Genomic DNA, 25,372 nt, shown 5'->3' on the forward strand with positions numbered 1-25,372 from the left:
TAAGTATCCAAATCATTTCAAATCATTATTAATTATGAGCAGAGTTTTACTCTATTTTGCATTTCTCTCTTTTTTTGGATTATCAGTAGCCCAGGCGCAAACCAGGCAAATTACCGGAACGGTAAAGGATAAGTCAGACGGGCAGGTCTTAATCGGCGTAAGTGTTTCGGTAAAAGATGCTAAAAATGGGGCCAGTACAGATGGCAATGGTGCGTACAAAATTACCGTTCCTGCCAAGGGTGGCGTACTGGTTTTTACGTACATCGGCTATAAAACCAAGAGCGTTGCCATTGGCGACCAAAGTAAAATGGACATCACGCTTGAAGAAGATGCCAACACTTTGCAAGAGGTTACAGTAAACATCGGTTACGGTTCGGTGCGTAAAGAGGCATTAACGGGTTCGGTATCATCTATAACGGGCAAAGATATTGATCAGTTCCCTGTAAGTACCGCAGCACAGGCGCTAGCCGGAAAACTGGCGGGTGTTTCGGTTACCACATCAGAGGGAAGCCCGGGGGCCGAGATTGTTATTAAAGTGCGCGGTGGAAGTTCACTTACGGGAGATAATTCTCCGCTATACATTGTTGATGGCATCCAGGTAGAAAATGCTTTATCGATTTTATCGCCTAACGAAATACAATCTATCGATGTTTTAAAAGATGTGGCTTCTACCTCAATATATGGTAGCAGAGGTGCTAATGGCGTGGTAATCATCACTACCAAAAGTGGAAAGAAAGGCCGCCCCGTAGTATCATTCGATGTTTATGCAGGTGCAAGGCAGATTGTAAACAAGCTCGATGTGATGAATCCTTATGAGTTTATCAAGTATCAATACGAGCTCTATAATAACAACACCACACAGGATGTTAAAGATACTTTTACCAAAAAATACGGTACTTTCGATGATCTGGATATTTATAAAAACATCCCGAATATCGATTGGCAGGATAAAGTTTTTGGTCGCCAGGCCTGGAGGCAATACCGAGGTTTTAAATTTATCTGGTGGTACCACAAAAACGACCTATAATGTTTCTGTCAACAATACGAAAGAAGATGGTATTATGCTCAACTCAGGTTACAGAAGAACCTTTGCTTCGGTGCGTTTAGACCATAAATTTTCGGATAAATTCAGGGTTGGCTTAAATGCACGTTACAGCGGGCAGCGTATTGATGGTGTGGGCACAACTTCTACCGGATCGCAAGGTACCAACCGATTAAGGAACTCTGTGCGTTACCAGCCATATTCTGGCGGTAGTGATTCTGGCGATTTATTCGATGCTGATTATTTAACTACCGGATTAACCAATCCAATTACACTTGCCAACCAGGAATTGAAATATGATTACAGAAACGATTTAATCAGCAGTGGTTATGTGCAGTATTCCATTCTTAAAAATTTAACCGTAAAAAGTACTGTGGGCTATAATAGAACCAGCAGACATACCAATACTTTTAATGGCCCCGTAAGTAATGTGGCAAGAAATAATGCCGGTTTACCTGCAATACAACTCGATACGGTTTCGCAAAAATCTTTTATCAATACCAATACCATCAATTATAAACCAGATTTGGGAAAAGACCACAGTTTGGATATTTTGGTAGGCCAGGAAATTAACATGGTAGATATTGATTCGAGAACTACAGTACTTAAATTTTTACCCATTGATATCTCAGCGAGTGATGCATTTGTAAGTCCAGCTCCTGCAAATACGATACAAGACCGCCCAACATCATTAATTTCAGGCACCAGGCAGTTTTCTATTTTTGGCAGGGCATCATACGGCTTTCAGAATAAATATTTAGCTACAGTGAATTTTAGAACAGATGCTTCTTCGTTATTTGCCGCAGGTAAACAATGGGGTTATTTTCCATCGGCGCAGGTAGCCTGGAGAGTAACTGAAGAGAAATTTGTTAAAGACATGAACCTTAGCTGGTTAAATAATTTTAAAGTAAGGTTTAGTTATGGTGCAGCAGGGAACAACCGCATCGGCCAGGATTTATTCAGAACGCTTTTTTACCTAAGCTCAACCACTGGTGGCTACGCAGATACAGATGGGACGGTTTCAACTGGTTTGATTTCGGGTACAGCTACCGGAAATATCTTATCTAACCCTAACATTACCTGGGAAACCAACATCTCTAAAAACTTGGGTATCGATATTGATCTCTTTAAAAACAAGTTATCGCTTAATCTGGATTATTATGATAACAGAACGAAAAACCTGCTTTTAAATGCAAACGTTCCACAAACTACAGGTTATGCTACACAGCAGCAAAATGTGGGCAAAACGCAAAACAGGGGCTTTGAGGTACAATTGAACTATCAGGCGGTAAAATCAAAAAATTTCAGCTATAACACCAGTTTTAATATTTCGTTTAACAAAAATAAAATTGTTGAGCTGCAAAATGGTGTAAGTTCTTATATCACACAATCAGGATGGGTGAACAGTTTAGGCGATTTTAAGGTTGAGGTAGGCCAACCAGTTGGGCAGTTTTACGGTTTTATTTCAGATGGCCGCTATACTGTTGATGATTTTACCAACGTACAAAACACCACTACCGGCGCTTATACCTATACGCTTAAACCAACAGTTGCTAACGCCAGGGTTTTGTTGGGCAACCGCGATCCACAGCCGGGCGATATGAAAGTGAAAAAATTATCATCATCAGCAAGCATGATGATTGGTGATGATGACAGAACGGTTTTAGGTACAGCACAGCCGAAATTTACAGGCGGTTTGAATAATCAGTTTGCCTATAAAAACTTTGATTTAACCGTATTTGTAAACTTTAGCTACGGAAGTAAAGTTTATAATGCCAATAAAATAGAATTCACCTCACAATACAATGTAAAGGACAACAATTTGCTGGCTGTTATGAATGACAGGTGGCAGAATTTTGATGCAAACGGTGTAAAAGTTACAGACCCGGCATTATTAACCGCAATGAATGCCAATACCACGCTTTGGACGCCTACAGGTGGCAATTACGCCTTAACATCATACGCGATTGAAAACGGATCCTTTTTAAGAATCAGCAACGTAACATTGGGTTATTCCCTGCCGCAAAGTTTAATTAAAAAAACAGGTTTTATCTCAAAACTAAGGGTTTACGGTACGGTTAACAACTTGTATACCATTACCGGTTACACAGGTTACGATCCCGAAGCGAATACGCGCAGATCGAATCCGCTTACGCCAGGTATTGATTATGCGGCCTACCCACGGAGCAGGTACATACTTGCTGGTATTAACATGGTATTTTAATTTCAACATTAAAGAAAATGAACAATAAATTTATAAAATCGGCTTTAATGGTAATTGCTATTGGAGCATTGAGTATAACTACTTCCTGTAAAAAATATTTAGATGTAGAATCGCCATCAACCTCCTCACCTGATGTTGTTTTCGAAAGCACGGCCAATACGAACGCGGCAATTATTGCTGTGTATAACCGCCTTTGTGGAGATAATGGTTATGGAAGTCGTATTTCTACACTTTTTGGCTTAACTGCCGATGATTTTAAAACGTCGGGAAGTTACAGCTCATCTGACCGTAGGGGGATAAGCATGTACGGCGCGAGTTCAGATAATACGGATCTGGTTAATCCATTTTTGCAATTGTATGCAGGTGTAGAACGGGCAAACATCTGTATCAAATTTATTCCGGCCTCAAAACTTTATGCCAATGGGTCAGATGCAGAAAAAACGGTTATGAAACGCTATTATGGCGAGGCTTTAACCTTAAGGGCCCAGTTTCTGTACGAACTGATCCGCAACTGGGGAGATGTTCCGGCATCTTTTGTTCCTGCTGCTGATGCGGAAACATTGTACGGACCTAATGTAGACCGTAATAAAACTTACGACCAGATCATCGCTGATTTAAAAATGGCTGAAGATTTAGTGCCATGGAGAAGTGGAATTGCCGAATATGGCAGTTTCCGTTATACTAAAGGTGCAATAAAAGCCTTACGTGCACGCATTGCTTTAGCAAGAGGCGGTTATTCATTAAGATCGGCCAGCCATACCATGGAACGCAGTGCTGATTACCTAACCTATTATAAAATAGCTTTTGATGAGTGCCTTGATCTGATGAACCACCGTTCTGAGCATAACCTGAACCCGGTTTATGAAAATGTATTTAAAACCCTGCATACCGCAAACCGCCTTGATGATGCACATGAACTGATGTTCGAAGTTGCAGCCTTTGGAGGAAACGCATCTACAGACAGTAAACTTGGTTATTATAATGGAATCCGCTTCAATTCAGCCTCTACTTTTGGGTCTGGCGGTGGTGGAATGAATGCCATTCCTACTTACTTTTACGAATTTGATGTAAATAAAGATTGCCGGAGAGATGTAACGATTGGCGTTTTCGAGATTACTGCAACATCAAAAAAAATAGTGAATACTTTGTTTAACATGACAGATGGAAAATTCCGTAAATCGTGGACAGCCTTTAATAATTCATCTGCCGCGCAAACATTTGGCATAAACTGGCCAATGTTGCGATTTGCTGATGTTTTACTGATGTATGCAGAGGCTGATAATGAAATCAACGGTGCGCCATCTGCAACTGCGGTAAGTGCATTACAAGAAGTGCAAAAACGTGCGTACGCTGGTTTTGAAACACAAATTCCTGTAACCCCATTGGATAAAGCAGGGTTTTTTAACGCCATTGTTAAGGAACGCCTGTTGGAATTTGGTGGTGAGGGTATCCGCAAGTATGATTTGATCCGCTGGAATTTACTGGCAGGTAAATTTGAGGAAACCAGAAATAAAATCCGGGCTTTAGTTGCCGGAACGGGAGATTATGCGAGTGTACCAAATTACATTTATGCAAAAGAAAGCGATTATTTGTTGGGCACAAGTGTAAATGAGGTAGCCAAACTCGATTTGTATGGTGGAGCGCCTAATAATGTTTTTGCCTCACCCGGATTAAATGTTACAACTGCTCCGGCGGGTTATACCACCAAAAACTGGAGAAAGGCCGTTACTGAAGAAAATTCGATCACCAGTACTTCTACCGGTATTGCTTTTTACTTCGAAGCCAATAAAAAGGAACTGTTCCCTTATCCTAAAACAACACTAATCGAAAATCCAAGTATGGTTCAAAACTTTGGCTATTAAGGTATTTATTATGAAAAAAATTATAGATCAATTGGGGTTTAAATTCGTCATTTTATTATTGATGACTGTAGCAATTTCTTCCTGCAAAAAAGAAGATGATGCGCCAACAGAACCGGCAAGAATTTTTAAACCGGGTGATGTGAAAATTACTGCCGGAGAAACTTCTGCAAAGTTAACCTGGTCTTTACCGCTCATGTCTACAGGGAAAACTTTTAAATACAGTATTGATTTTTCAACTGATTCACTGTTTGCAACGGTAAATTACAGCACTACGGCCGATACTGCGGGTGTAACTGTAACTGAAGATAATTTAGCGGTAAGAACTAAATATTACGCAAGAATTAAGGCCAATGCCACCGAAAGTCAGCCAGAATCGAAATATGTTCGCAGCAGTGCTTTTCAGTTAACAGGAATCCAGTTGTTTCAGGCCATCAGGGATATTGAAATTAAAGAAACAACCGCTAAACTGTATTTTACCCCAACAACAGGCTTAACTTCAATTGTAGTAACCCCGGCCACAGGTGCAGCTGTTACAGTTGCATTAAATACAAGCGATGTAACATTGGGTGTTAAAGCACTTAACACGTTAACTGCTGGCACAAAATACACGGCAGAGCTATTTGCCGGACCAAAAAGCAAGGGAATAACCACTTTCACCACACTTGCACCCACTACCTATACGGTAAAACTCAACCCTGGAGATGACCTGGCAGCAGCAATTGCAAGTGCGGCAAATGGCGCAATAATCGGCCTTAATCCTGGTACTTATACTTTGGCTGCAGCAACTTTTATTACCCAAAAAACCATCACTATCAAATCAATATCGGGCAACCCGGGCGATACAAAAGTGAATTATAAAGAGATTGATGTAGAAGGCACTGGTGCAGGTGTAACGCTATCAGGTATTGAATTTGATGGAACTGCTGGTGCATCGCTTTATTTTATCAATTTTATCGGCTCACAAGCAGCAAATGGATCTGCAGCAACTTTTACCAATGTTGTGGTGGATAACTGTATAACGCATGGCTCTACTACTGCCTTTTTAAGGGGCGACAGGGGTACAGCAGTACGCGATTTTAAAATCACGGGCATTACCGTTAACAATTCGGTTGTATACGATATGGGTTTAAATGGTTCTTCTGCCTATTATACCTTTCATTTAAATAAAATGCAGTTTGCTAACCTTAACATTTCTAAGTCTACTTTCTATAATGCCGGCCCTGGGTTGGTTACTGCCAGCACCACATACACTGGCGATGTAACGCCTACAGTTTCCATTACCAATTCTACTTTTAACGGTTTTGGCGGCAATGCGAAATATGCACTGTTAGATGCAAATGCAAACCCAATTAACTTTACCATTGCAAATAGTATTTTAGCAAATACCCCTAAATCAGGTACGGTGAACGCGGCTGCCATAAGGGGTACCGGTGCAGCAAGTACACTTAGAATTTCCAACAGCAATTATTTCAATCTTTCAAGCGCATTAACCAATGGTACCGCCCTAACCTTTGGTACCGCAACATTGGTGAGTAACCAATCTATTAATTTAGGCTGGACTGCTGTAACAACAGATTTTACATTGCCTGCCGGCTCGCCTTTAAGAACTGCCGGAAGCGCGGGAGGGCCAATCGGTGATCCTAAATGGACATACTAACAAAATTACAGGGCAGGTTTTAATCTGCCCTTTTTTAATGAACTTTATGCTGTAGATTTAATTGAAAAGAATGACAAGAATATCCTATCTTAAGTTTATCGCGCTATTTATATTAAGCACAGTTCCCTTTCTTTATCTGCATGCTCAGGACCCGAAATATCCTTCAGCAATCACTGTTGCACAGGATGGGAGCGGAAATTATAAAACCATTCAGGAAGCTGTTAATTCGGTAAGGGATTTAGGAGAAAAAGAGGTTAAAATCTTTGTAAAACATGGTCAGTACAAAGAAAAACTGATTATTCCATCATGGAAAATTAACCTCTCGATTATTGGTGAAAGCGCCGCAGAAACCATCATTACTTTTGATGATTATTCGGGAAAGCCAAATCCGCTGGGTAAAGATGTTTTTGGCAATGCTAAATTCAGCACTTATACCTCCTTTACAGTATTGATTCAGGGGAATGATATCCACCTCGAAAATTTAACCATTATCAATTCAGCGGGCCGGGTGGGGCAAGCAGTTGCCCTGCATGTAGAGGGCGACCGATTTGTAGCCAAAAACTGTAGATTTTTAGGCAATCAGGATACGCTTTATGCCGCCATCGAAAATAGCCGCCAGTTTTATCAGAACTGCTATATAGAAGGTACAACAGATTTTATTTTTGGCAAAGCAACAGTAGTGTTTCAAAACTGTACGATAAAAAGTTTGACTGATTCTTATGTAACTGCAGCTGCAACGTCTGCACAGCAAAAATTTGGATTTGTTTTTCTAAATTGTTCACTTATTGCAGATTCTGCGGTAACAAAAGCCTATTTGGGCAGGCCGTGGCGACCTTATGCAAAAACGGTATTTATAAATTGTAATCTTGGTAAACATATCTTACCCGAAGGTTGGAACCCATGGAAAGGCGATAAAATGTTTCCGGATAAAGAGCTGACCGTGTTTTATGCAGAATATAAAAATACCGGTGATGGCGCATCGGTAAAAACAAGATTACCCTGGACGAAGCAATTGACAGAAAAAGAAGCAAAAAACTATACTTTAAAAAATATATTGGGCGGAGCAGATCAATGGGATCCGCCGCATTTATAGATTAACAGAAAATATGAAAATCAATTTCCTTAAAATTTTAGCTGCTGGAACTTTAGCTGTTTTACTGTCTTTTACCTTCATCCAAAAGAAAACCAAACTTTATATTATTGGCGATTCTACCGCCGCCAACAAAGAGCAAAAGGCTTTCCCCGAAACAGGCTGGGGAATGGCATTGCAATCCTATTTTAAGGCAGATGTTATTGTTGATAACCGGGCACTGAACGGGAGGAGTACAAAATCATTCCGGGCCGAAAAACGCTGGGACCCTATTTTAGCTCAGCTTAACCCGGGCGATTATGTTTTTATAGAATTTGGCCACAATGATGAAAAAGTAGATAAACCCACTGTTGGCGTTTCTTTAGCTGATTTCAAAATTAATCTGGTGAACTATGTAAATGAAACCAGGAGCAAAAAAGCTTTTCCTGTTTTACTTACACCAATTTCGCGAAGAAGTTTCAAAAATGGTGTATTAATCGATTCTCATGGCGATTATCCCCGGATAACCCGTCAGGTTGCCGATTCGCTAAACGTTCCTATGATTGATATGCTGGCAAAAACTGAAAGCTTATTAAACCGCCTCGGCGAAGAACCCTCTATCAAATTATTCAACTATGTTGATTCCGGAAATGTAAATTATCCAAACGGGAAAAAAGACAACACGCATTTAAGTCCTGAAGGGGCAAAACAAATTGCCGGCTTGGTGGTAAAAGGCATTAAAGAGTTGAAGCTTAACCTGGTTAAGAGTTTAAAATAGGGATAGGATATAATTAAATTATAAATATTGGATTTTAAGCATATTAGACGGGGAATTATCAAAATTTGCCACACGACTCAGCATTTCATTTCTTTTTAACAACAGTTTCTTCATATAACTTTTTAGAAGCACTTTATTTGCCAACCAGCCAAGTATACCAAAAGGTGCCTCGAACCAAAATATATCGGTCATTTCTGTCTGTGTGCCAAGTACTTTAAACAGGTGTTGATGATGGAGCTTTTTAAAAGGGCCTTTTATCATTTCATCAATAAAAAAGTTTGGCCGCTCCATTGCAGTAATTTTATTGCTCATGGTAAAATAAAGCCCGAAATGCTTGGCTCGCCAGGTAACAGATTCATTTAAGCAAATTAGTCCATTTATTTTTCCTGCAATGGCTTTCTCACCCGATTGTTGCATCGATTGTACATGAAGATCAATACTCCTCGCCAAATTAAAACAACTTTCAACAGGTGCATCAATCAATGTTTTTAAAACAATTAATGGCATAAATTCTTTAACTTAATTCTTTCCTTCTACACTCAAAGCCGCTACCGCCTCATCTATATTTGCATATTTAAACCCGAAACCGTTAGCCAGTAAAATACCCGGTTTAACCCACCTGCTTTTTAAAATCAGTTCGGTTTCTGTGCCAATAATTTTTGCGCCAATGCCCAATAGCCAGGCAGGGGCAGGTAACCCAAAACCAATGCCATATGCTTTTCTGATACTGCGCATAAACACATTGTTTTTAACAGCTTCCGGAGCAGTACAATTTACAGCTCCTTCAATTTCTTTGTGCTGAAGTAACCACTCGATACTTCTTGCAGCATCTTGCTCGTGTACCCAGCTTACGTATTGTTCGCCATTACCCTGTTTGCCGCCCATGCCCAGTTTTACCAGGTTGAGCAGCCTTGGAAATGCACCATCACTAAGCCCAATTACAATGCCCATTCTTAGTGCTAATTTTCTTGTTTTTGGGGTATTGGTTTCAAAAAAACTACTCTCCCAGGCTTTACATACTTCGATAGAAAAACCTTCACCAATTTCACCTGTTAACTCATCTTGCGGACGATCTTCTGCATGCCTGTAAATGGTTGCTGAGGTAATGTTGATCCAGAGTTTTGGTGGTTTTTCCATTTCACTGATCACTTTACCCAATAACCGTGTAGGGATCAATCTCGAATCGAAAATGGCTTTCTTGTTTTGTTGGGTATATCTGCAGTTTACATTTTTACCACAAAGGTTAACCAATAAATCAGCATCCTGAAGGTTTACACTCCATTCATCAACAGTTTTACCATCCCACAACAGCGTTTTAATGTTCCCCGTTGCGGCTTTTGGTTTTCTGGCGAGGATAATTACTTCGTTAGCCAAAGGGCTAAAATATTGAGCCAGTATGGTTCCTAAATAGCCATTTCCGCCAGCAAGTATAATTTTTCCGTATTTCATGATTTCTACAAACTAAAGATCAAACCCAAAACAATTAAACGGTAAAGTGCCCAGCTGATACTCATTATTAAACCAAATTTTAACAGCCTGCCCCTGCGAAGGTGCTCTAAAAACATGAGTCCGGCAACCATTAAAAAATAAAGGATATAAAATAGCGGGTGAATATTGTAATATTTGGCCAATGCTAAACCAGGTATCAGCAAAATTGCGCCTGCAAAAGAGATCGTCATCATGTTGCCCAGGTAATCCCAAAGTTTTTCTTTCTTATAAAAAGCAATAACGGCACCTTGAAAAAACAACTGACCGCCACAAATCAGGTACTCACGGTATTTGCTGCCTAATGGTACAAAATTGGTAAGCAGGTGTGCATAAGCTGTTAATACATAGGCAGTAATTAACCAGGTTAAAACTAGGTAAGCCATGCGGTAATGAACTTTAAAGCTTGGCTGTATGGTATTTTCTTTAATTGCCGCCGGAATAATCACCTTGCGGTTGTAAGAGATAAAGGCATAAAATTTACGCATGATAAACACAAATGGGCCAAATGAAAACAAGGGTTTAAAAAAGGGCATGCTGTGCGCAATAATTTTGAATAAACTCTGAATACCATAGCTAACTTCGCCATTTTCGATGTTTACGAGTGCAATCTCATTGGCTGCCCGTTGCCGATCTACCAATGGGCAAATATTTTCGGGCATTTGTTGGTAAGCTTCCCGACCAGCTTTCTAGCATACCTGTCTTCACAAATGCTTTGGTATATACGTTACACATTGGGCATTCATTGTCATACAAAATCAAATGGTTGTAAAGCGTTTTCATATTATTTTAATTTTAATATTTTCAGTAAAAATTGAAAGTTTACTTTAAAAAATTAAGCCGAACTCAATGTTGGGCTTTTGGATGAATATTTAGTTTAGTATTTAGCCGTTTAAGGTAATGAATACACCGCTCATAAGTTTCACATCTCCAACCTACTTAAAAACTTTTAATACCGAACCCCAAAACCAGCTTTCTTCAGCTTTGAGCATGGTTTCCAAGGTTTTATCCACGTTAATGGCCAATTTATTAATATCTTTAATTGATTTTTTAAAGGTTGTAAATTCAGGATCTTTTTCATCACCTGTTACCACAGAAAGTTCGTTAAGTACTTTTAACACAGGTTCTAATTCTCTCTTTTCCGTTCTTTAGCTACCTGCCGGGCGATATTCCAAACATCTTTATCAGCAAAAAAGTATTCCTTGCGTTCGCCGGCCTTATGTTGTTTTTCAATTAAGCCCCATCCAATTAAGTCGCGGAGCGTCATGTTGGCATTTCCCCTGGAAATGCTCAGTTGCTCCATAATTTCTTCGGTGGTTAGTGCTTCTGCCGAAATTAGTAGCAGCGCATGTACTTGTGCCATGGTGCGGTTAATTCCCCATTCGGAGCCTAATTTACCCCAAGCCTCTATGAATTTCAATTTTGCTCCTGCTAATTCCATACACAAATATAATGTTATTTTTAAACTTTCAAAAATTATTGAAACTTTATTTATTCTGAAAACTTTTTGTGTTCCGCTCAATTTCCTCGAGCACCATTCGCCAGTTATTTTGGTTGCCACTCAATTTTTGCAATAATCCAATCTGCGTTGGATCGAAATACACTGAAAATCTTAATACTGGAAGCGCTAAATCTGGTTTAAACATTGTGCCAGGAGCAAAACCAGGTTCATTATTTTTGGCACGGTCGCGATCGAATTTAACGGTTGTATTTACATATTCTTCGTGCTGCTTTTCGCCATTGATGTACGGGATTAACCACTCAACAGATTTTTTAATAGATGATGCTTTTGGCGATTCATAGCTATAAAAATTCTGTCCATTAGCCCTGTCGATGATAATGGCCAGTTTCAACATTGGTTCCAGATCGTAAATGTGGTAGTGCATGGCATCTCGTTCTTTAAAATCCAAACTGGTACCATCAGGATAAAGATTGATGTTGATATGGCTTTTAAGGTTTTCTATTGCCCAGTTAATCAGTTCCTGGTTATTTAAAGCGTAACCAATTTCGCCAACTATTTTTAGGCGGTGGGCATTCCAGTTGTTAATTGCCGTAGCCCGGCCGGCTTTCATACGCTTGCTGTTAATTTCGGCCTGTGCGGTTTCGTTCAGCCATTGCTCAATCGGCTTTTTATCCACAGCTGATATGTCTTTCTTAATCAGATCATAGGCTTCAACTGCCGGATCGAGATTGGTATCGTCGATAGGATCGCCATTTGGCCGATTTATTTTTGCCCAGGCGGTAAGAAATTCTACACATTTGTTTAAATATTTCTGCTCTCCGCTAAGCTGATATTGTAAAGCCAGAACGAACATTTTATTCATATCGGCCAATGCCTGCTGGGTTTTCAGTTTTTTCGGATTTCCTTTCAGTAAACCTTCCGTCCGGATGGTATCAATCGGGTTTGGCTGATCGTTAAGGTAAACTAAAGCAGATTTTTCGAAGCCCTGATAAAGCTTTCTAATTTCTTCGTTGTTTTTGATCTTACTTTTCAGTGTTTTGATTTCGCCAGGGTTTAAACTTACCAGTTGTGCAAAGGAGGCAAAATAAAGGGAGGCGAGCGCAAGGGTAATCACAAACTTTCTCATCATAAACGGGTTGGATTTTTATTCTCTGACACAAATCTAATTTTTTATTCGCCACCCTTTTAATTTATTCCTTTTTTATACCGCCCAATTTTTTATTTTTGACGTTCGTTTAAACTTAAACAAACCTTAATGAATAACTGGTTTAATAAAAATGGCGTACACCTGGCCATTATTGCATTTTTTGTAGTCATTACGTTTGCCTACTTCAGCCCTGTTTTGCAGGGTAAAGCGCCACAGCAGGGCGATGTTTTGCAGGCTAAAGCCATGCAGAAAGAAATTATGGATATTAAGGCAAAAGATGGCAAAGGACCGCTCTGGACCAACCAAATGTTTGGTGGTATGCCAGCTTATCAAATTTGGGTGCAATATCCTTTAAACATCACCACTTATGGTATCGATGTAATTAAAGGCATATTTCCTGATCCTGTTGGAACGGTTTTATTATACCTTTTAGGTGCTTATTTATTGTTTTGTGTACTCAAAATAAATCCATGGCTTGCTGCAGCAGGAGCCATTGCCTTTGCATTTACCTCCTACAATTTTATCATTATTGCAGCCGGACACAGCAATAAAGCCTTGGCTATTGGTTTTTTTGCGCCTATTTTAGCAGCGATTATTCTTACTTTAAGGGGCAGATATCTGGTTGGCGCGAGCTTACTGGCACTGTTTATGGCTTTGGAGATTCGTTCGAACCACATCCAAATGACCTATTATTTATTTATAGCGTTATTTATTTTGGCCTGTATAGAACTTTACCACGCTTTTAAGGCAAAACAACTGCCTGCATTCGGTAAATCTATCGCTTACATTGTTGCGGGTATTATACTATCAGTTTTGGTGAATGCGGGTACCTTGTGGACAACCTATGAATATGGAAAAGAAACCATCCGTGGCAAATCTAATTTAACAACTGATAAAGCTGAACCTGCAAACGGTTTGGATAAGGAGTATGCATACCAGTGGAGCCAGGGTGTTGGAGAAAGTTTCTCGTTCCTCATTCCGAACATTTATGGCGGTGCCAGCAGTATTGATGAGATGATCAAACCTGAAAGCAACACGTATAAAGCCGTGGAGAAAAACCTTCAGGGTGTTGATCCAAAACAGGCCATTGGATATGTTGCCCAAAATTTGGGTACCAACCAATACTGGGGTAACAAGCCGGGTACATCGGGGCCATATTATTTTGGTGCGATTATCTGTTTCTTATTTGTTTTTGGGTTATTTATCGTTAAACACCGCTGGAAATGGTGGATTTTAGGCGCAAGCGTTTTGTTGTTGTTCCTTTCTTTCGGGCAAAACCTACCCTTTATTTCGGATATTTTCTTTGATTACCTGCCGGGTTACAATAAATTCAGGGCAGTAGAATCGATATTGGCAGTTGTTGGCTTATTGGTGCCGCTCCTGGCTATTTTAGCTATTAAAGAGGCACAGGAAGGTCAATATGATCAAAAATATTTAGTGCAGCGTTTAACCTGGTCGGCAGGTATTACAGGAGGTTTCGCTTTAATTATTGCGGTGATCCCTACCGCATTCTTCAGCTTTACGCAAACCAACCAGGCTCAGGTTGTAGATGCATTAACACAAACCTTGCAGAATAACCGTGGTGCAGCAATTGAAATTTTAAATGGCGTTGTAGCAGATCGTGTAGCTCTGGCGCGTGCTGATGCTTTACGTACCTTATTGTTTATCGCTATTGGCTTCGGAATTACCTGGGCTTTTATAACCAAAAAAATGAATATGCAACTGGCCTTTGGTTTACTTGCACTGTTTGTTTTGATTGATTTATGGCAGGTAGACCGTCGTTATTTAAATAACCAGAATTTTGTAAGCAAAAACGACCTGAATAATCATTATCAACCGAGAGATGTAGATAATTTTATTTCGGCGGATAAAGATCCGAACTTTAGGGTTTTCGATTTATCATTAGGCGATCCGTTTAAAAGCGCCGAAACTTCTTATTTCCATAAAACAGTTGGTGGTTTCCACTCTGCAAGGTTGAAACGTTTTCAGGAATTGGTTGATAACCAGTTGACGAAAAGCATCAACCAGGATGTACTGGATATGTTAAATACAAAATACATTATTACGCAGGATCCTCAAACCGGATCGTATAAAATGCAACGGAATGCTACCGCTGCGGGCAATGCCTGGTTTGTGCAAAGTGTGCAGTTTGCCAGGAATGCTGATGAAGAAATGAAAGCAATAAGCAGTTTCGATGCTAAAAAAGAAGCTATTGTTGATGAAAGCTTTAAAGCCTCGATTGATACCAAACGTTTGGGTACCGGACAGGAAGGTTTTATCAAATTAACCGCTTATAACCCTGATCATTTAACATACGAATACTCAACCGCAAAAGATGTAATTGCCGTATTTTCTGAAATCTACTATAATAAAGGCTGGAAGATGTATATCGATGGGGTAGAAAAACCGTATTTCAGGGCTGATTATGTTTTACGTGCAGCACAATTAGAAGCTGGTAACCACAAACTAGAGTTTATTTTCCATCCTACGGCTTATTACGCTGGTGAGAAAATCTCATTGGCCGGATCGATCCTGTTGTTGGCTGGTTTGGGTTTTGGATTTTATGCTGAAGAAAAAAAGAAAAAGAAGAGCGCTAAAGTTTAGTGGATTCCTTCCATAGATTACACCCCGTAGAACTTGATTTTGCGGGGTTTTTTATTGTATACTATTTTTGATTAAATGCAGGATAAAGCGGAGAATCTGATTAGATAGATCTCTCCATTTAGGTATGCTTAAGTCGAGGTAAATCCGACACATAAAATCGCCATTACGAGGCTTTTCCCCGCAATGACGATCATTGTTATTTAGAAAATATATTTCGTGCTTAAAAAGTTAGAATCATCTCCTCTAACAATTTCGTTCAATAACTTTTTGTTATCATCTGTAAATTTGGTGGCTACCAAAGAACGGATAGAGAACGAACGCAATGCATCAACTACCGAAAGTGTTCCTTCGGCACTGTCTTTACGGCCTGTGAAAGGGAAGGCATCAGGTCCGCGCTGGCATTGGCAGTTAATATTTACCCGGCTTACCTGGTTTACCAAAGGATCGATTAACGAAGAGATTACCGCAGCATTGTTGCTGAAAATACTCACCTGCTGGCCGTGAGGAGAACCAATTAAATATTCGATAGGCTCTTCCAGATCATCAAAAGGAACCACAGGAACAATCGGGCCAAACTGCTCTTCGCGGTAGAGTTTCATATTGCTGTTCACCGGGTAAACAATGGCTGGATACACAAAGGTTTCGAAGGTTTGACCACCATTTTTGTTGATCACTTTCGCTCCGTGCGAAACCGCATCATCAATACATTCTTTTAAATATTCTGGCTTGTTCAACTCTGGTAGCGGAGTAAGGTTTACTCCTTTTACCCATGGCATACCAAACTTTAGTTTTTCTACTTCGGCAGATAGACGCTTTAAAAATTCCTGAGCCAAGCTTCGGTGCACATAAACGATTTTAATCGCTGTACAACGCTGTCCGTTAAAAGAAAGCGAACCTAAAACTGTTTCAGAAACGGCTAAATCCAAATCGGCATCTTTAGTAATGATGGCAGCATTTTTTGCATCTAAACCTAAAATTGCCCTTAAACGGTTTACTTTAGGGTGCAGTTTCTTAAGCTCATTGGCCACTTTACTGGAGCCGATTAAAGTAAGCACATTAATTTTCCCCGATTTCATCAACCCAGGAACAATGGTATTACCGCGACCATAAATGGTATTAACCACACCTTTTGGAAAGCTGGAACGGAAAGCTTCCAATAATGGGTAGTGTAATAATGTACCGTGTTTAGGTGGTTTGAATAAAAGGGTGTTGCCCATAATCAAGGCAGGAATCAATGTAGTAAAAGTTTCGTTTAAGGGATAATTAAACGGACCCATACAAAGTACCACACCAAGTGGAGAACGGCGTACCTGGGCCACAATACCCTGCTCTATTTCAAAACGTGATGACTGCCTGTCGATATCCTTCAACGCATCGATGGTTGCATAGATATATTCGACGGTACGATCGAATTCTTTGATTGAATCGGCGTAAGATTTTCCAATCTCCCACATGATCAATTTTGCAACAATTTCTTTTTGCTCAATCATTTTATGGGTAAAGTTTTCTACACAGGTGATGCGGTCGGCAACACTCATTGTAGGCCACTGCCCACGGCCATTGTCATAAGCGGCTACGGCTGCATCTAAAGCTTCTGCAGACTCTTTCTCTGTACAAACAGGGAAACTACCAATACGCTTTCGTTTAAAGCCTTCAGGGGTTTTTACGCATACCGGAGAAAACACTTCATTAAATGGTCCGTTCCAGGGTTTCATTTCCCCATTGGAAAGAAACTCCTTTTGATTGATTTCTTCCGTGAGCCTAAATTCATCTGGAATCTGGCTCTCTTCAACGAAAATACTTTCGAGGTTTAGAGGTGTACTCAATTTGGGTTGGTTGTTAGGGTTTATAATTGTTAATCTATAGTTTAAGTATAGATTAACCTTGTTGCAAAGGTATTGCTACGCAGATAATTTAACTTTACCTGAGTATTAAATCTGCAATTATTTTAGTTCAATAACTTTATATTTTGGCACTAAGGTTTTCATTACGGTCCAGCCAATTAAATAGCATACCGCACAAATGGAAAAAATAATAAAATAACCAGCTTCTTCACCTTTGAAGCCCATAAAAACAATCTTGTTTTTGCCTGTATAATCAAACAACAAACCAGAGCCTTTATTGATGATGAAAGAGCCTAGCCCGCCGGCCATACCACCAATACCGGTAATGGTGGCAATTGCTTTTTTAGGAAACATATCGCCTACGGTAGAAAATATATTGGCCGACCATGCCTGGTGGGCGGCACCTGCAATACCGATAATGATTACGGGAATCCAATAGGTAATATGCCCTAAAGGTTGTGCGGCCAAAGCCAATAATGGGAAAAATGCGAAAATCAGCATTGCTCTCATCCGGCCTTCATAAGGGTTCATTCCTTTTTATCAACGAAATAAGTTGGTAACCAACCGCCAATTATTGATAAAAGTGTGATCATATAAAGCACAAATAGCGGAAGGGCACTTTGTGTAGAGTCCATTCCATAAACCGATTTTAAATAAGCTGGTGTCCAGAATAAAAAGAACCACCACACGCCATCGGTCATAAACTTACCAAAGGCAAAAGCCCAGGTTTGTTTGTATTTAAAGCAGTCGATAAAAGAAACTTTTTCTTTGGTTTCTTCCACATAATCGGCCAGTTTCCGGTCGTTAATTACATCCTGCTGTATATATGCCAGTTCTTCAGCACTAACTCTTTTATGTAATTCTGGCTTGTTATAAACAAAAACCCATAATCCCATCCATATAAAGCCTAATGCACCAATAATGATGAACGACATTTCCCAGCCATACGCCTTTGCAATAAAGGGAATGGTGATGGGTGCTGCAAGTGCACCAACCGTAGCCCCGGCGTTAAATATACTGGTTGCAAATGCCCTGTCTTTTTTCGGGAAATATTCTGCGGTGGCTTTAATTGCTGCCGGAAAGTTTCCTGCTTCTCCTACTGCCAATACAAAACGGGCAAAAATAAACAAGGTAACACTTACTGAAACCACTAACCCGGTATCGTTAACGCGGGAGATAACTTCTTTGGCACCTTCAAATCCCACAAACCAGTTTCCATTAATAATCCCTGCAGTTGCGATACCGCAAAAGGCATGTAAACAGGCACCAACAGACCAAACACCTATAGCCCATAAAAAGCCTTTTTTCGTGTCGAGCTTATCAACCAACCGGCCAGCAAAAAGCATTGATATTGCGTAGAAAATTGAGAAAAGCGCGGTAATATTTCCATAATCATTGTTATCCCAATGAAACTCTGGTTTGATAAAATCCGTCCAGGTTAAAGAAAGTACCTGCCTGTCTAAATAATTTATGGTCGTAGCTAAAAATAACAGCAAACATATGGTCCATCTGTATTTGCTTGTTTTGGATTGGTTCATTTGGTTAGGGTGTATTAGGGTTTTACTTGCTTTGCTGAATCAGATCAAGCGCTAATTTTGTGTTGTCGGATAACTCCTCATAAAGACCTTTGCTCATCACATCTTTACTGATTAATTTGCTGCCCATACCAACGGCACAAACGCCGGCTTTAAACCAGGTTTTTAAATTATCGGCATTAATTTCTACACCTCCTGTTGGCATAAACAATTGTCCGGCAAAAAGATCTTTGATTGATGAAATAAATTCAGGCCCTAAGATATTGGCAGGGAAAATTTTGATCAACATGGCTTTATGTTCCTGCGCAACGCTGATTTCGGTCGGCGTCATACATCCAGGGATCCAAAGCATCCCGATTTTATTGGCGATTTCGGCAACAGCCGGATTAACGATCGGTGCAACGATAAAATCTGTACCGGCTTCGATAAAAGCATGCGCATCGGCGGGCGTTTTTATTGTTCCGATGCCGAGATAAAGATCGGGCATTTCAGCATCGCGTATTTCTTTTAACTTTTTAAAGTTCGGCAAGGCTGATTTACCACGGTTGGTATACTCGAAAACACGTACACCCGCTTTATACAAGGTACGTAATATTTCTACACTACCCGATTCGCTGTCTTGATAAAAAAGGGGTAGCATGCCCTGCTCTAAAATGGCATCTAAAATTTTGTGCTTGTTGCTAATCATTTCGTAGTATTCTTTTTTCAATATCTGCTACAGTACTGGTTGTAGCATCACTTGGAATGTATAATTTATCGTATGCTGCCGCAGTGGCAAAATTTAAGGTTTCTTTAGCTGATAACTGATTGTAAAAGCCATAAATAAGACCTGCCATAAAACAATCGCCACTTCCTACTTTATCCAAAATTTCATCAGATACATATTCTTCTGAAACGGTTAACTCATCAGCGGTATAAATGGCAGTGTAGTACCTGATGCCTTTACCATAATCGAACCTGAAAGTATTGGCAACGGCTTTACAAGCCGGAAACAAACTTAATATTTCTTTAGCGGTATCGGTTGCCTGTTGTAGTAACGTTTCCTTTGCATAACCTTCGCTTGGGGTTAAATCCTCGTGCAGTGCAGTGCCCAACATTTTATTGGCAGCCCAAACATTGCCCATAATCAAAGTACAATATTGCGCCAGTTCTGGTAAAACATCAATCGGATCTTTACCATATTTCCAAAGTTTTGCACGATAGTTCAGATCCAACGAAATGGTGATATTTTTTGCGGCTGCCACTTTTAAAGCTTCCAGGCAAACATCAGCAATTGATTGATTAATTGCCGGACAGATTGCGCTAAAATGAAACCAGGCAACGCCATCAAAAACCTCATCCCAATTGATCTGGCCAACCTTTAAATCGGCATAAGCAGAATTTGCCCTATCGTAAATTACTCCTGCATTTTTAAGGTCTTTCCCTTTCGGAAGGTAATAAAGGCCCAAACGCTCACCATGGTAAACCATCGGCGTAGTATCGATGTTTCTGGCATCGAGATAATCTACAATTTCCCTGGTTACCGAATTATCCGGCACCGCCGATAAATAAGAAGAGGGTACATTCCAAAGTGCCAGTGCTGTGGCCACGTTTAGCTCTGCACCGCCTACATAAAACGGAAGTTTGTTTTCTTTTAACCATGCACCGTCCATATCGGGGCAAATGCGCAAAAGTATTTCACCAAAGCTTAAAACTTTTTCTCCTTTTTTAGATGAAGCGAATATTTGGGTGCTCATTTTTATATTTAATCGGCGTATTTCATGGTGTTTATTGTTACGGTATGAAAAAGGAAGGAAAACGATTGAAATGATTTATTTCCAATGAAATACCTCTCTAAAGCCCTATTTTGGTTAAAATTTAAAGTAATTTTTTGCGTTAAAGTACGAAATATCCTGCACAATCTTACCAACCCACTCCAGGTCGTTAGGCAATTCGCCATTCTCAATGTCTTCGCCAAAGAGGTTGCAAACAATTCTTCTAAAATATTCGTGGCGTGGAAAGGAAAGGAAACTGCGTGAATCGGTAAGCATACCAACCAAACGGCTTAAAAGCCCCATATTTGATAATGCGTTTAACTGCTTGATCATACCGTCTTTTTGATCTAAAAACCACCAGGCTGACCCAAATTGCACTTTACCCGCTACAGAACCGTCGTTAAAATTTCCGATCATTGTTGCAATCAACTCATTATCAGCCGGATTAAGGTTATAGATAATGGTTTTTGCCAGTTTATCCTGATTATCCAAACGGTTTAAAAATTTGGACAGCATCCGGGCCTGACTAAAATCGCCGATCGAATCCCAGCCTGTATCAGGGCCTAGCTGCCTTAACATCCTTGCGTTGTTGTTGCGCAATGCACCCAAATGATATTGTTGTACCCAACCTTTTTCATGATCCCATTCTGCAAAGTAAATCAGCATTGCTGATTTAAATTTCAGGTTTTCCTGGTAAGAAATGGCTTGTTTACTGCGGATTTTGTCAAAAATTGCTGAGATTTCTGATTTGGTGTAGTCTTCAGCGTAAATTTGTTCTAAACCATGGTCTGAAACGGAACAACCATTTGCCGCGAAGTAATCGTGACGGCTTTTTAGCGCATCGATATAATCCTGAAAACTACTGATTGTTTTATCGGCAACACCTTCCAGTTTATCAATATATTCGTTTAAACCTTCAATATCGTCGCTGTTCATCGCCTTATCCGGCCGAAAGGCTGGCAACATTTTAAGGTTTGCGCCTTCTCTTGCCAGTTGTTGGTGAAAGTTTAAACTATCCAAAGGATCATCGGTAGTACAAACGGCCTCAACATTCATTTTGGCCAATAAACCACGTACCGAATATTCTGGTGTCTGCAATTTTGCAGAACATTCGTCGAAAATTTTCTGAGCAGTTTTACCAGAAAGCAGGTCGTTTATGCCAAAATAGCGCTGAAGCTCCAAATGGGTCCAGTGGTATAATGGGTTACGTAATGTATATGGAACGGTTTCTGCCCATTTTTCAAATTTCTCATAATCTGAAGCCGCACCAGTGATGTATTTTTCATCCACACCGTTTGCACGCATGGCTCTCCATTTGTAATGGTCGCCAGCAAGCCAAACCTGACTGATGTTTGCAAACTGCGTATTATTGGCAATCTGCTCCGGAATAAGGTGATTATGGTAATCGATAATCGGCAATGATTTTGCAAAGTTGTGGTAAAGCTTTTCAGCAGTTTTGCTTTGCAAAAGGAAATTTTCGTCTAAAAAAGATTTCATGCTATGTAATTTGAGATAATAGAATTGAGGTGATCAATACGTATATCTGTTCATTTTTTTATTTATCGCCGGTCTGTGTTCTCAGAAACCGGAATTGAATTTATTGTTTATTCGCTTGGTGGTCTATGAAGACACAGAACGCGGAATTGGGTTCCAAGACTCACTACAAACTAACCCCTCGTTTCCATGGAATAAAATCATCCTGGTTAAGTAAAACTGCCTTAGGAATTACTTCGCCACTGGCTGCTTTAATGCAATATTCTAAAATATCTTCTCCCATTTGTTCGATGGTTTTTTCACCTTCAATTACCGGCCCGCAGTTAATGTCGATAATATCGCCCATGCGTTTGGTTAATGCATTGTTGGTTGATACTTTAATTGTTGGGCAAACAGGGTTTCCTGTCGGCGTACCCAAGCCTGTGGTAAACAAAATTAAGGTTGCCCCTGAAGCGGCTTTTCCTGTAGTAGCCTCAACATCGTTTCCGGGCGTACATACTAGGTTTAACCCTGGTTTTGTTGCGGGTTCTGTATAATCCAAAACATCTTCTACCGGCGATGTTCCTCCTTTTTTAGCTGTTCCGGTACTTTTAATGGCATCAGTAATTAAACCATCTTTTATATTTCCTGGCGAAGGGTTCATAAAAAATCCTGAGCCAACGTTTTCTGCAGATTGGTTGTAGGCTGTCATCAGTTGAATGAATTTACGTGCCGCAGTTTCGTCTTTCGTACGATCAATCAATTGTTGTTCGGCGCCGCAAAGTTCGGGGAATTCGGCAAGCAATACTGTGCCTCCCAAAGCCACTAATAAATCGGAAGTATACCCTACAGCAGGATTTGCACTGATTCCACTAAAGCCATCGCTACCGCCACATTTTACACCTAAAACCAATTTGCTTAATGGTGCAGGCTGACGTTCGATTTTATTGATTTCAGTTAAACCGATAAACGTTTTTCTGATGGCTTCTTTAACCAATTGTTCTTCACTTTGTGATTGCTGCTGCTCAAAAATGAATAAGGGCTTATCAAAATTCGGACTACGGTGTTTTAAATCGTCCATAAAATCTTTCACCTGAAGGTTCTGGCAGCCTAAGCTTAATACCGTAACCCCGGCAACGTTCGGATGATCGGCATAGGCGGCCAATAATTTGCTTAATACAGCAGCATCCTGACGGGTACCGCCACAACCACCCTGGTGATTTAAAAATTTAATGCCATCTACATTTTTGAAAACACGGTTGGCTGATGGATTTGCCAAGCCTATTGAACTTGGGTCAGCTTCTGCTAAAATCTCACCGTTTTTATAGGCCTCAACCAACTGGTGTGCATAAGATTTATACTTATCGGTTACGGCATAACCCAATTCGTTGTGTAACGCTTCGCGGATTACATCCAGATTGCGGTTTTCGCAAAAAACAGTAGGGATAAACAACCAATAATTTGCTGTACCCACACGGCCATCACTACGGATATAACCATTAAAAGTTCTGTCTGCAAATTTAGATACATCAGGTGCATGCCATTCGTAATGATACGGCCGGAATTCATAAGGATCTGAAGCATGTTTGGTGTTTTCAGTATCCATTAAACCACCTTTAAGGATAAAATGTTGTGCCTTACCTACAAGTACGCCATACATAATGATGTGGTCGCCTGCATTCATATCCTGCATAAAAAACTTATGCTTGGCCTGAATGTCATCCTGTAAAATATATTCCTGTCCATCATAAATAACTGTTTCACCTTTTGCCAGGTTTTGCAGGGCAACAAGTACATTATCGTTGGGATGGATTTTTAAAATTCTAGTAACCATTTTAAATTGTTCTTTCTGAATGCAAGTTACTTAAAGTTTCTTTTGCACCCTTGTTCTGTAATAAATCAACGTAAGATTTTACGGCTGCGTTAAAGCCGGGATAATTATTCAAGTTTTTATCCCACAGACGTCTGTCGCCAAGGGTATTATCTACAACGGTTTCAGGATTTTTCCAGTATTCGTATAAAATTTCTGCAAATTCATCCTGTACGGGATAGTTTTTTCCATTGGCACCGGCCGTGTACACATCTCCCTCTTTATTCACATTCATGAAAATAATGTATGCAGCAACGCCCAGGGCCGTTAGTTGAGGCACTTCATTTTTTAATGCATAATATCTTCTGATTAATGGCATATTGCGCATCTGCATTTTTGAAGTGAAGTTCAGCGTAATCGCCTGCCACTGGTGTTCTAAAGCTGGATTGCTAAAACGGTCGATCACACTTTCAGCAAAAGCAATTGCTTCCTCGTAAGTGATATCCTCATTTACCACAACAGGTGCAATTTCATCTTTCATCAGTTTTAACACGTTGGCTGCGAAATCCTCATTCGCCATTGCCTCTTTTACGGTATTGAAACCTGATAAAATAGCCAATCCACAGCTAATGGTATGTGTACCGTTAAGCAAACGGAGTTTCAGCTCTTTAAATTTATCAATTGATGGAACAATGAAAATGCCTTTATCAGCCTTTTCAAAGGATAAAATTTCTTTTACTTTTTCACTTGATGATTCAATCGCCCATAACCTGAAAGGCTCGGCCATGATCATCAGTTCATCTTCATAACCCAGTTCACTTTCGATGGCTTTTTGCTCTGCCTCCGGAAGTTTTCCTGGCACAATCCGATCAACCAATGTTTTGCAGAAATAATTCGCTGTTTTTAACCAGTTTTCGAAATCCCATCCCAATTTGTTCTGGATAGCCAGATCCAATACTATTTCTTTGAGTTTATCGGCATTATCGCTGATTAATTCAGTTGGTACGATAACCATTCCACTTTCAACTGAGCCATTAAAGGCTTTATATCTTTCGTGCAAAAAAGCCAGTAGTTTGCCTGGGTAGGATTGCGGTGGATTATCAGTGATTTTATCTTCACTTTTAACAATACCTACTTCTGTTGTATTGGAAATTACCACCTGCATTTCGGGCTGGTGGGCAGCTTTTAAAATTTCGGCCCAATCTTGCGATGCTGATAAAACACGACTGATTGAGGAATTTATTGAATTTTCTTCTACGTTAACACCATCTTCAATGCCTTTAACACAAAGTGTGTATAAATTATCTTGTTTGGAAAAAGCATCTGCACCGCCTCTGGAAGTAGATTTAACAACCAAAACGCGACCGTTAAAAATACCTTTTTGGTTGGCTTTATCAATAAAATAATCAGGCAGCCCGCGCAATAAAACACCCGTTCCAAACTGAATTACCTTTTCTGGTAAGGCCAAAATTTCGGCACTAGGTTTTGTAACCTTATCGCCGTTAATGTTTGCTAAATTTTCTTTGTTTAAAATCATTGTTCTTACGGTTTCCGTCATTTCGGGAGCTAAGCGATCTTAAAGTGGCAGAAAATGCCTACCCATAGTTGTAAGATTACCTGGTGCCT

At 40.0% G+C, this 25,372-nt stretch carries 19 protein-coding genes and 1 pseudogene; 7 read left to right on the top strand and 13 right to left on the bottom strand.

Features of this window, described 5'->3' with window-relative positions:
- The first annotated feature begins 34 nt into the window (after positions 1-34).
- The 6 genes from AC0IWE_RS19095 (at position 35) to AC0IWE_RS19120 (ending at position 8,632) form a co-directional block, all read left to right on the top strand.
- The gene (locus tag AC0IWE_RS19095; protein WP_471794326.1) at positions 35-1,027 is read left to right on the top strand and encodes a TonB-dependent receptor plug domain-containing protein; all 993 of its coding nucleotides are present in this window, start codon (positions 35-37) and stop codon (positions 1,025-1,027) included.
- Positions 957-3,266 (top strand): SusC/RagA family TonB-linked outer membrane protein, encoded by a 2,310-nt coding sequence (locus tag AC0IWE_RS19100; protein WP_471794793.1) that lies wholly within the window; start codon positions 957-959, stop codon positions 3,264-3,266. The genes AC0IWE_RS19095 and AC0IWE_RS19100 overlap by 71 nt, the downstream gene beginning before the upstream one ends.
- 17 nt (positions 3,267-3,283) lie before the next feature.
- Positions 3,284-5,128, top strand: a complete 1,845-nt coding sequence (locus AC0IWE_RS19105; RefSeq protein ID WP_471794327.1) for a RagB/SusD family nutrient uptake outer membrane protein — start codon at positions 3,284-3,286, stop codon at positions 5,126-5,128.
- Positions 5,129-5,138: 10 nt separating this feature from the next.
- Positions 5,139-6,785 (top strand): hypothetical protein, encoded by a 1,647-nt coding sequence (locus AC0IWE_RS19110; RefSeq protein WP_471794328.1) that lies wholly within the window; start codon positions 5,139-5,141, stop codon positions 6,783-6,785.
- A gap of 70 nt (positions 6,786-6,855) precedes the next feature.
- On the top strand, positions 6,856-7,878 hold the full coding sequence (locus AC0IWE_RS19115) for a pectinesterase family protein (protein WP_471794329.1): 1,023 nt from the start codon (positions 6,856-6,858) through the stop codon (positions 7,876-7,878).
- Positions 7,879-7,891: 13 nt separating this feature from the next.
- Positions 7,892-8,632: a rhamnogalacturonan acetylesterase gene (locus AC0IWE_RS19120; RefSeq protein ID WP_471794330.1), complete on the top strand. Its 741-nt coding sequence runs from the start codon at positions 7,892-7,894 to the stop codon at positions 8,630-8,632.
- 18 nt (positions 8,633-8,650) lie between these two features.
- Here the strand turns inward: AC0IWE_RS19120 and AC0IWE_RS19125 are convergent, their stop codons facing one another.
- The 6 genes from AC0IWE_RS19125 to AC0IWE_RS19150 all read right to left on the bottom strand — a co-directional run bounded on the left by AC0IWE_RS19125 (position 8,651) and on the right by AC0IWE_RS19150 (position 12,708).
- Positions 8,651-9,139, bottom strand: a complete 489-nt coding sequence (locus AC0IWE_RS19125; RefSeq protein WP_471794331.1) for an SRPBCC family protein — start codon at positions 9,137-9,139, stop codon at positions 8,651-8,653.
- A 12-nt stretch (positions 9,140-9,151) separates the two neighbouring features.
- Complete coding sequence (locus tag AC0IWE_RS19130; RefSeq protein WP_471794332.1) at positions 9,152-10,081, bottom strand: TIGR01777 family oxidoreductase; 930 nt, start codon at positions 10,079-10,081, stop codon at positions 9,152-9,154.
- A gap of 5 nt (positions 10,082-10,086) precedes the next feature.
- Positions 10,087-10,779 (bottom strand): DUF393 domain-containing protein, encoded by a 693-nt coding sequence (locus tag AC0IWE_RS19135; protein ID WP_471794333.1) that lies wholly within the window; start codon positions 10,777-10,779, stop codon positions 10,087-10,089.
- Positions 10,780-11,052: 273 nt separating this feature from the next.
- Positions 11,053-11,238, bottom strand: coding sequence for a hypothetical protein (locus tag AC0IWE_RS19140; protein WP_471794334.1), 186 nt, complete (start codon positions 11,236-11,238; stop codon positions 11,053-11,055).
- Positions 11,239-11,243: 5 nt separating this feature from the next.
- Positions 11,244-11,558 carry a GbsR/MarR family transcriptional regulator gene (locus AC0IWE_RS19145; RefSeq protein ID WP_471794335.1) on the bottom strand — a complete coding sequence of 105 codons (315 nt, stop codon included), beginning with the start codon at positions 11,556-11,558 and terminating at the stop codon, positions 11,244-11,246.
- A 46-nt stretch (positions 11,559-11,604) separates the two neighbouring features.
- On the bottom strand, positions 11,605-12,708 hold the full coding sequence (locus tag AC0IWE_RS19150; RefSeq protein ID WP_471794336.1) for an alginate lyase family protein: 1,104 nt from the start codon (positions 12,706-12,708) through the stop codon (positions 11,605-11,607).
- A 126-nt stretch (positions 12,709-12,834) separates the two neighbouring features.
- Here AC0IWE_RS19150 and AC0IWE_RS19155 point away from each other — a divergent pair, with 126 nt between their 5' ends.
- Positions 12,835-15,330: a YfhO family protein gene (locus tag AC0IWE_RS19155; RefSeq protein WP_471794337.1), complete on the top strand. Its 2,496-nt coding sequence runs from the start codon at positions 12,835-12,837 to the stop codon at positions 15,328-15,330.
- A 200-nt stretch (positions 15,331-15,530) separates the two neighbouring features.
- On the opposite strand, the gene AC0IWE_RS19160 is transcribed toward AC0IWE_RS19155, so the two are convergent.
- The 7 genes and pseudogenes from AC0IWE_RS19160 to AC0IWE_RS19190 form a co-directional block, all read right to left on the bottom strand.
- The gene (locus AC0IWE_RS19160; protein WP_463492018.1) at positions 15,531-17,156 is read right to left on the bottom strand and encodes an NADP-dependent glyceraldehyde-3-phosphate dehydrogenase; all 1,626 of its coding nucleotides are present in this window, start codon (positions 17,154-17,156) and stop codon (positions 15,531-15,533) included.
- Between the two features lie 117 nt (positions 17,157-17,273).
- Positions 17,274-18,712 (bottom strand): annotated as a pseudogene (locus AC0IWE_RS19165) (MFS transporter).
- 22 nt (positions 18,713-18,734) lie between these two features.
- Positions 18,735-19,418: a bifunctional 4-hydroxy-2-oxoglutarate aldolase/2-dehydro-3-deoxy-phosphogluconate aldolase gene (locus tag AC0IWE_RS19170; protein ID WP_369800102.1), complete on the bottom strand. Its 684-nt coding sequence runs from the start codon at positions 19,416-19,418 to the stop codon at positions 18,735-18,737.
- Entirely contained in the window at positions 19,390-20,445 is a 1,056-nt protein-coding gene (locus tag AC0IWE_RS19175) for a sugar kinase (RefSeq protein WP_055902833.1), read from the bottom strand. Before AC0IWE_RS19175 ends, AC0IWE_RS19170 begins: the two co-directional genes overlap by 29 nt.
- Before the next feature lie 114 nt (positions 20,446-20,559).
- Positions 20,560-21,960 carry a glucuronate isomerase gene (gene uxaC / locus AC0IWE_RS19180; RefSeq protein ID WP_471794338.1) on the bottom strand — a complete coding sequence of 467 codons (1,401 nt, stop codon included), beginning with the start codon at positions 21,958-21,960 and terminating at the stop codon, positions 20,560-20,562.
- Between the two features lie 163 nt (positions 21,961-22,123).
- Positions 22,124-23,770: a UxaA family hydrolase gene (locus AC0IWE_RS19185; RefSeq protein WP_471794339.1), complete on the bottom strand. Its 1,647-nt coding sequence runs from the start codon at positions 23,768-23,770 to the stop codon at positions 22,124-22,126.
- Between the two features lies 1 nt (position 23,771).
- A complete protein-coding gene (locus tag AC0IWE_RS19190) occupies positions 23,772-25,283 on the bottom strand; it encodes a tagaturonate reductase (protein WP_471794340.1) in 1,512 nt (503 codons plus the stop codon).
- Between the last annotated feature and the right edge of the window lie 89 nt (positions 25,284-25,372).

The organism is Pedobacter sp. AC402, assembly GCF_979252805.1.

Bases quoted from the DNA above. Each gene is read 5' to 3' on its own strand.
- AC0IWE_RS19115 (WP_471794329.1), top strand. From the start codon at position 6,856: ATGACAAGAATATCCTATCTTAAGTTTATCGCGCTATTTATATTAAGC.
- AC0IWE_RS19190 (WP_471794340.1), bottom strand. From the start codon at position 25,283: ATGATTTTAAACAAAGAAAATTTAGCAAACATTAACGGCGATAAGGTT.
- AC0IWE_RS19155 (WP_471794337.1), top strand. From the start codon at position 12,835: ATGAATAACTGGTTTAATAAAAATGGCGTACACCTGGCCATTATTGCA.
- AC0IWE_RS19150 (WP_471794336.1), bottom strand. From the start codon at position 12,708: ATGATGAGAAAGTTTGTGATTACCCTTGCGCTCGCCTCCCTTTATTTT.
- AC0IWE_RS19135 (WP_471794333.1), bottom strand. From the start codon at position 10,779: ATGCCCGAAAATATTTGCCCATTGGTAGATCGGCAACGGGCAGCCAAT.
- AC0IWE_RS19105 (WP_471794327.1), top strand. From the start codon at position 3,284: ATGAACAATAAATTTATAAAATCGGCTTTAATGGTAATTGCTATTGGA.
- AC0IWE_RS19120 (WP_471794330.1), top strand. From the start codon at position 7,892: ATGAAAATCAATTTCCTTAAAATTTTAGCTGCTGGAACTTTAGCTGTT.
- uxaC (WP_471794338.1), bottom strand. From the start codon at position 21,960: ATGAAATCTTTTTTAGACGAAAATTTCCTTTTGCAAAGCAAAACTGCT.
- AC0IWE_RS19095 (WP_471794326.1), top strand. From the start codon at position 35: ATGAGCAGAGTTTTACTCTATTTTGCATTTCTCTCTTTTTTTGGATTA.
- AC0IWE_RS19145 (WP_471794335.1), bottom strand. From the start codon at position 11,558: ATGGAATTAGCAGGAGCAAAATTGAAATTCATAGAGGCTTGGGGTAAA.
- AC0IWE_RS19125 (WP_471794331.1), bottom strand. From the start codon at position 9,139: ATGCCATTAATTGTTTTAAAAACATTGATTGATGCACCTGTTGAAAGT.
- AC0IWE_RS19185 (WP_471794339.1), bottom strand. From the start codon at position 23,770: ATGGTTACTAGAATTTTAAAAATCCATCCCAACGATAATGTACTTGTT.
- AC0IWE_RS19175 (WP_055902833.1), bottom strand. From the start codon at position 20,445: ATGAGCACCCAAATATTCGCTTCATCTAAAAAAGGAGAAAAAGTTTTA.
- AC0IWE_RS19110 (WP_471794328.1), top strand. From the start codon at position 5,139: ATGAAAAAAATTATAGATCAATTGGGGTTTAAATTCGTCATTTTATTA.
- AC0IWE_RS19130 (WP_471794332.1), bottom strand. From the start codon at position 10,081: ATGAAATACGGAAAAATTATACTTGCTGGCGGAAATGGCTATTTAGGA.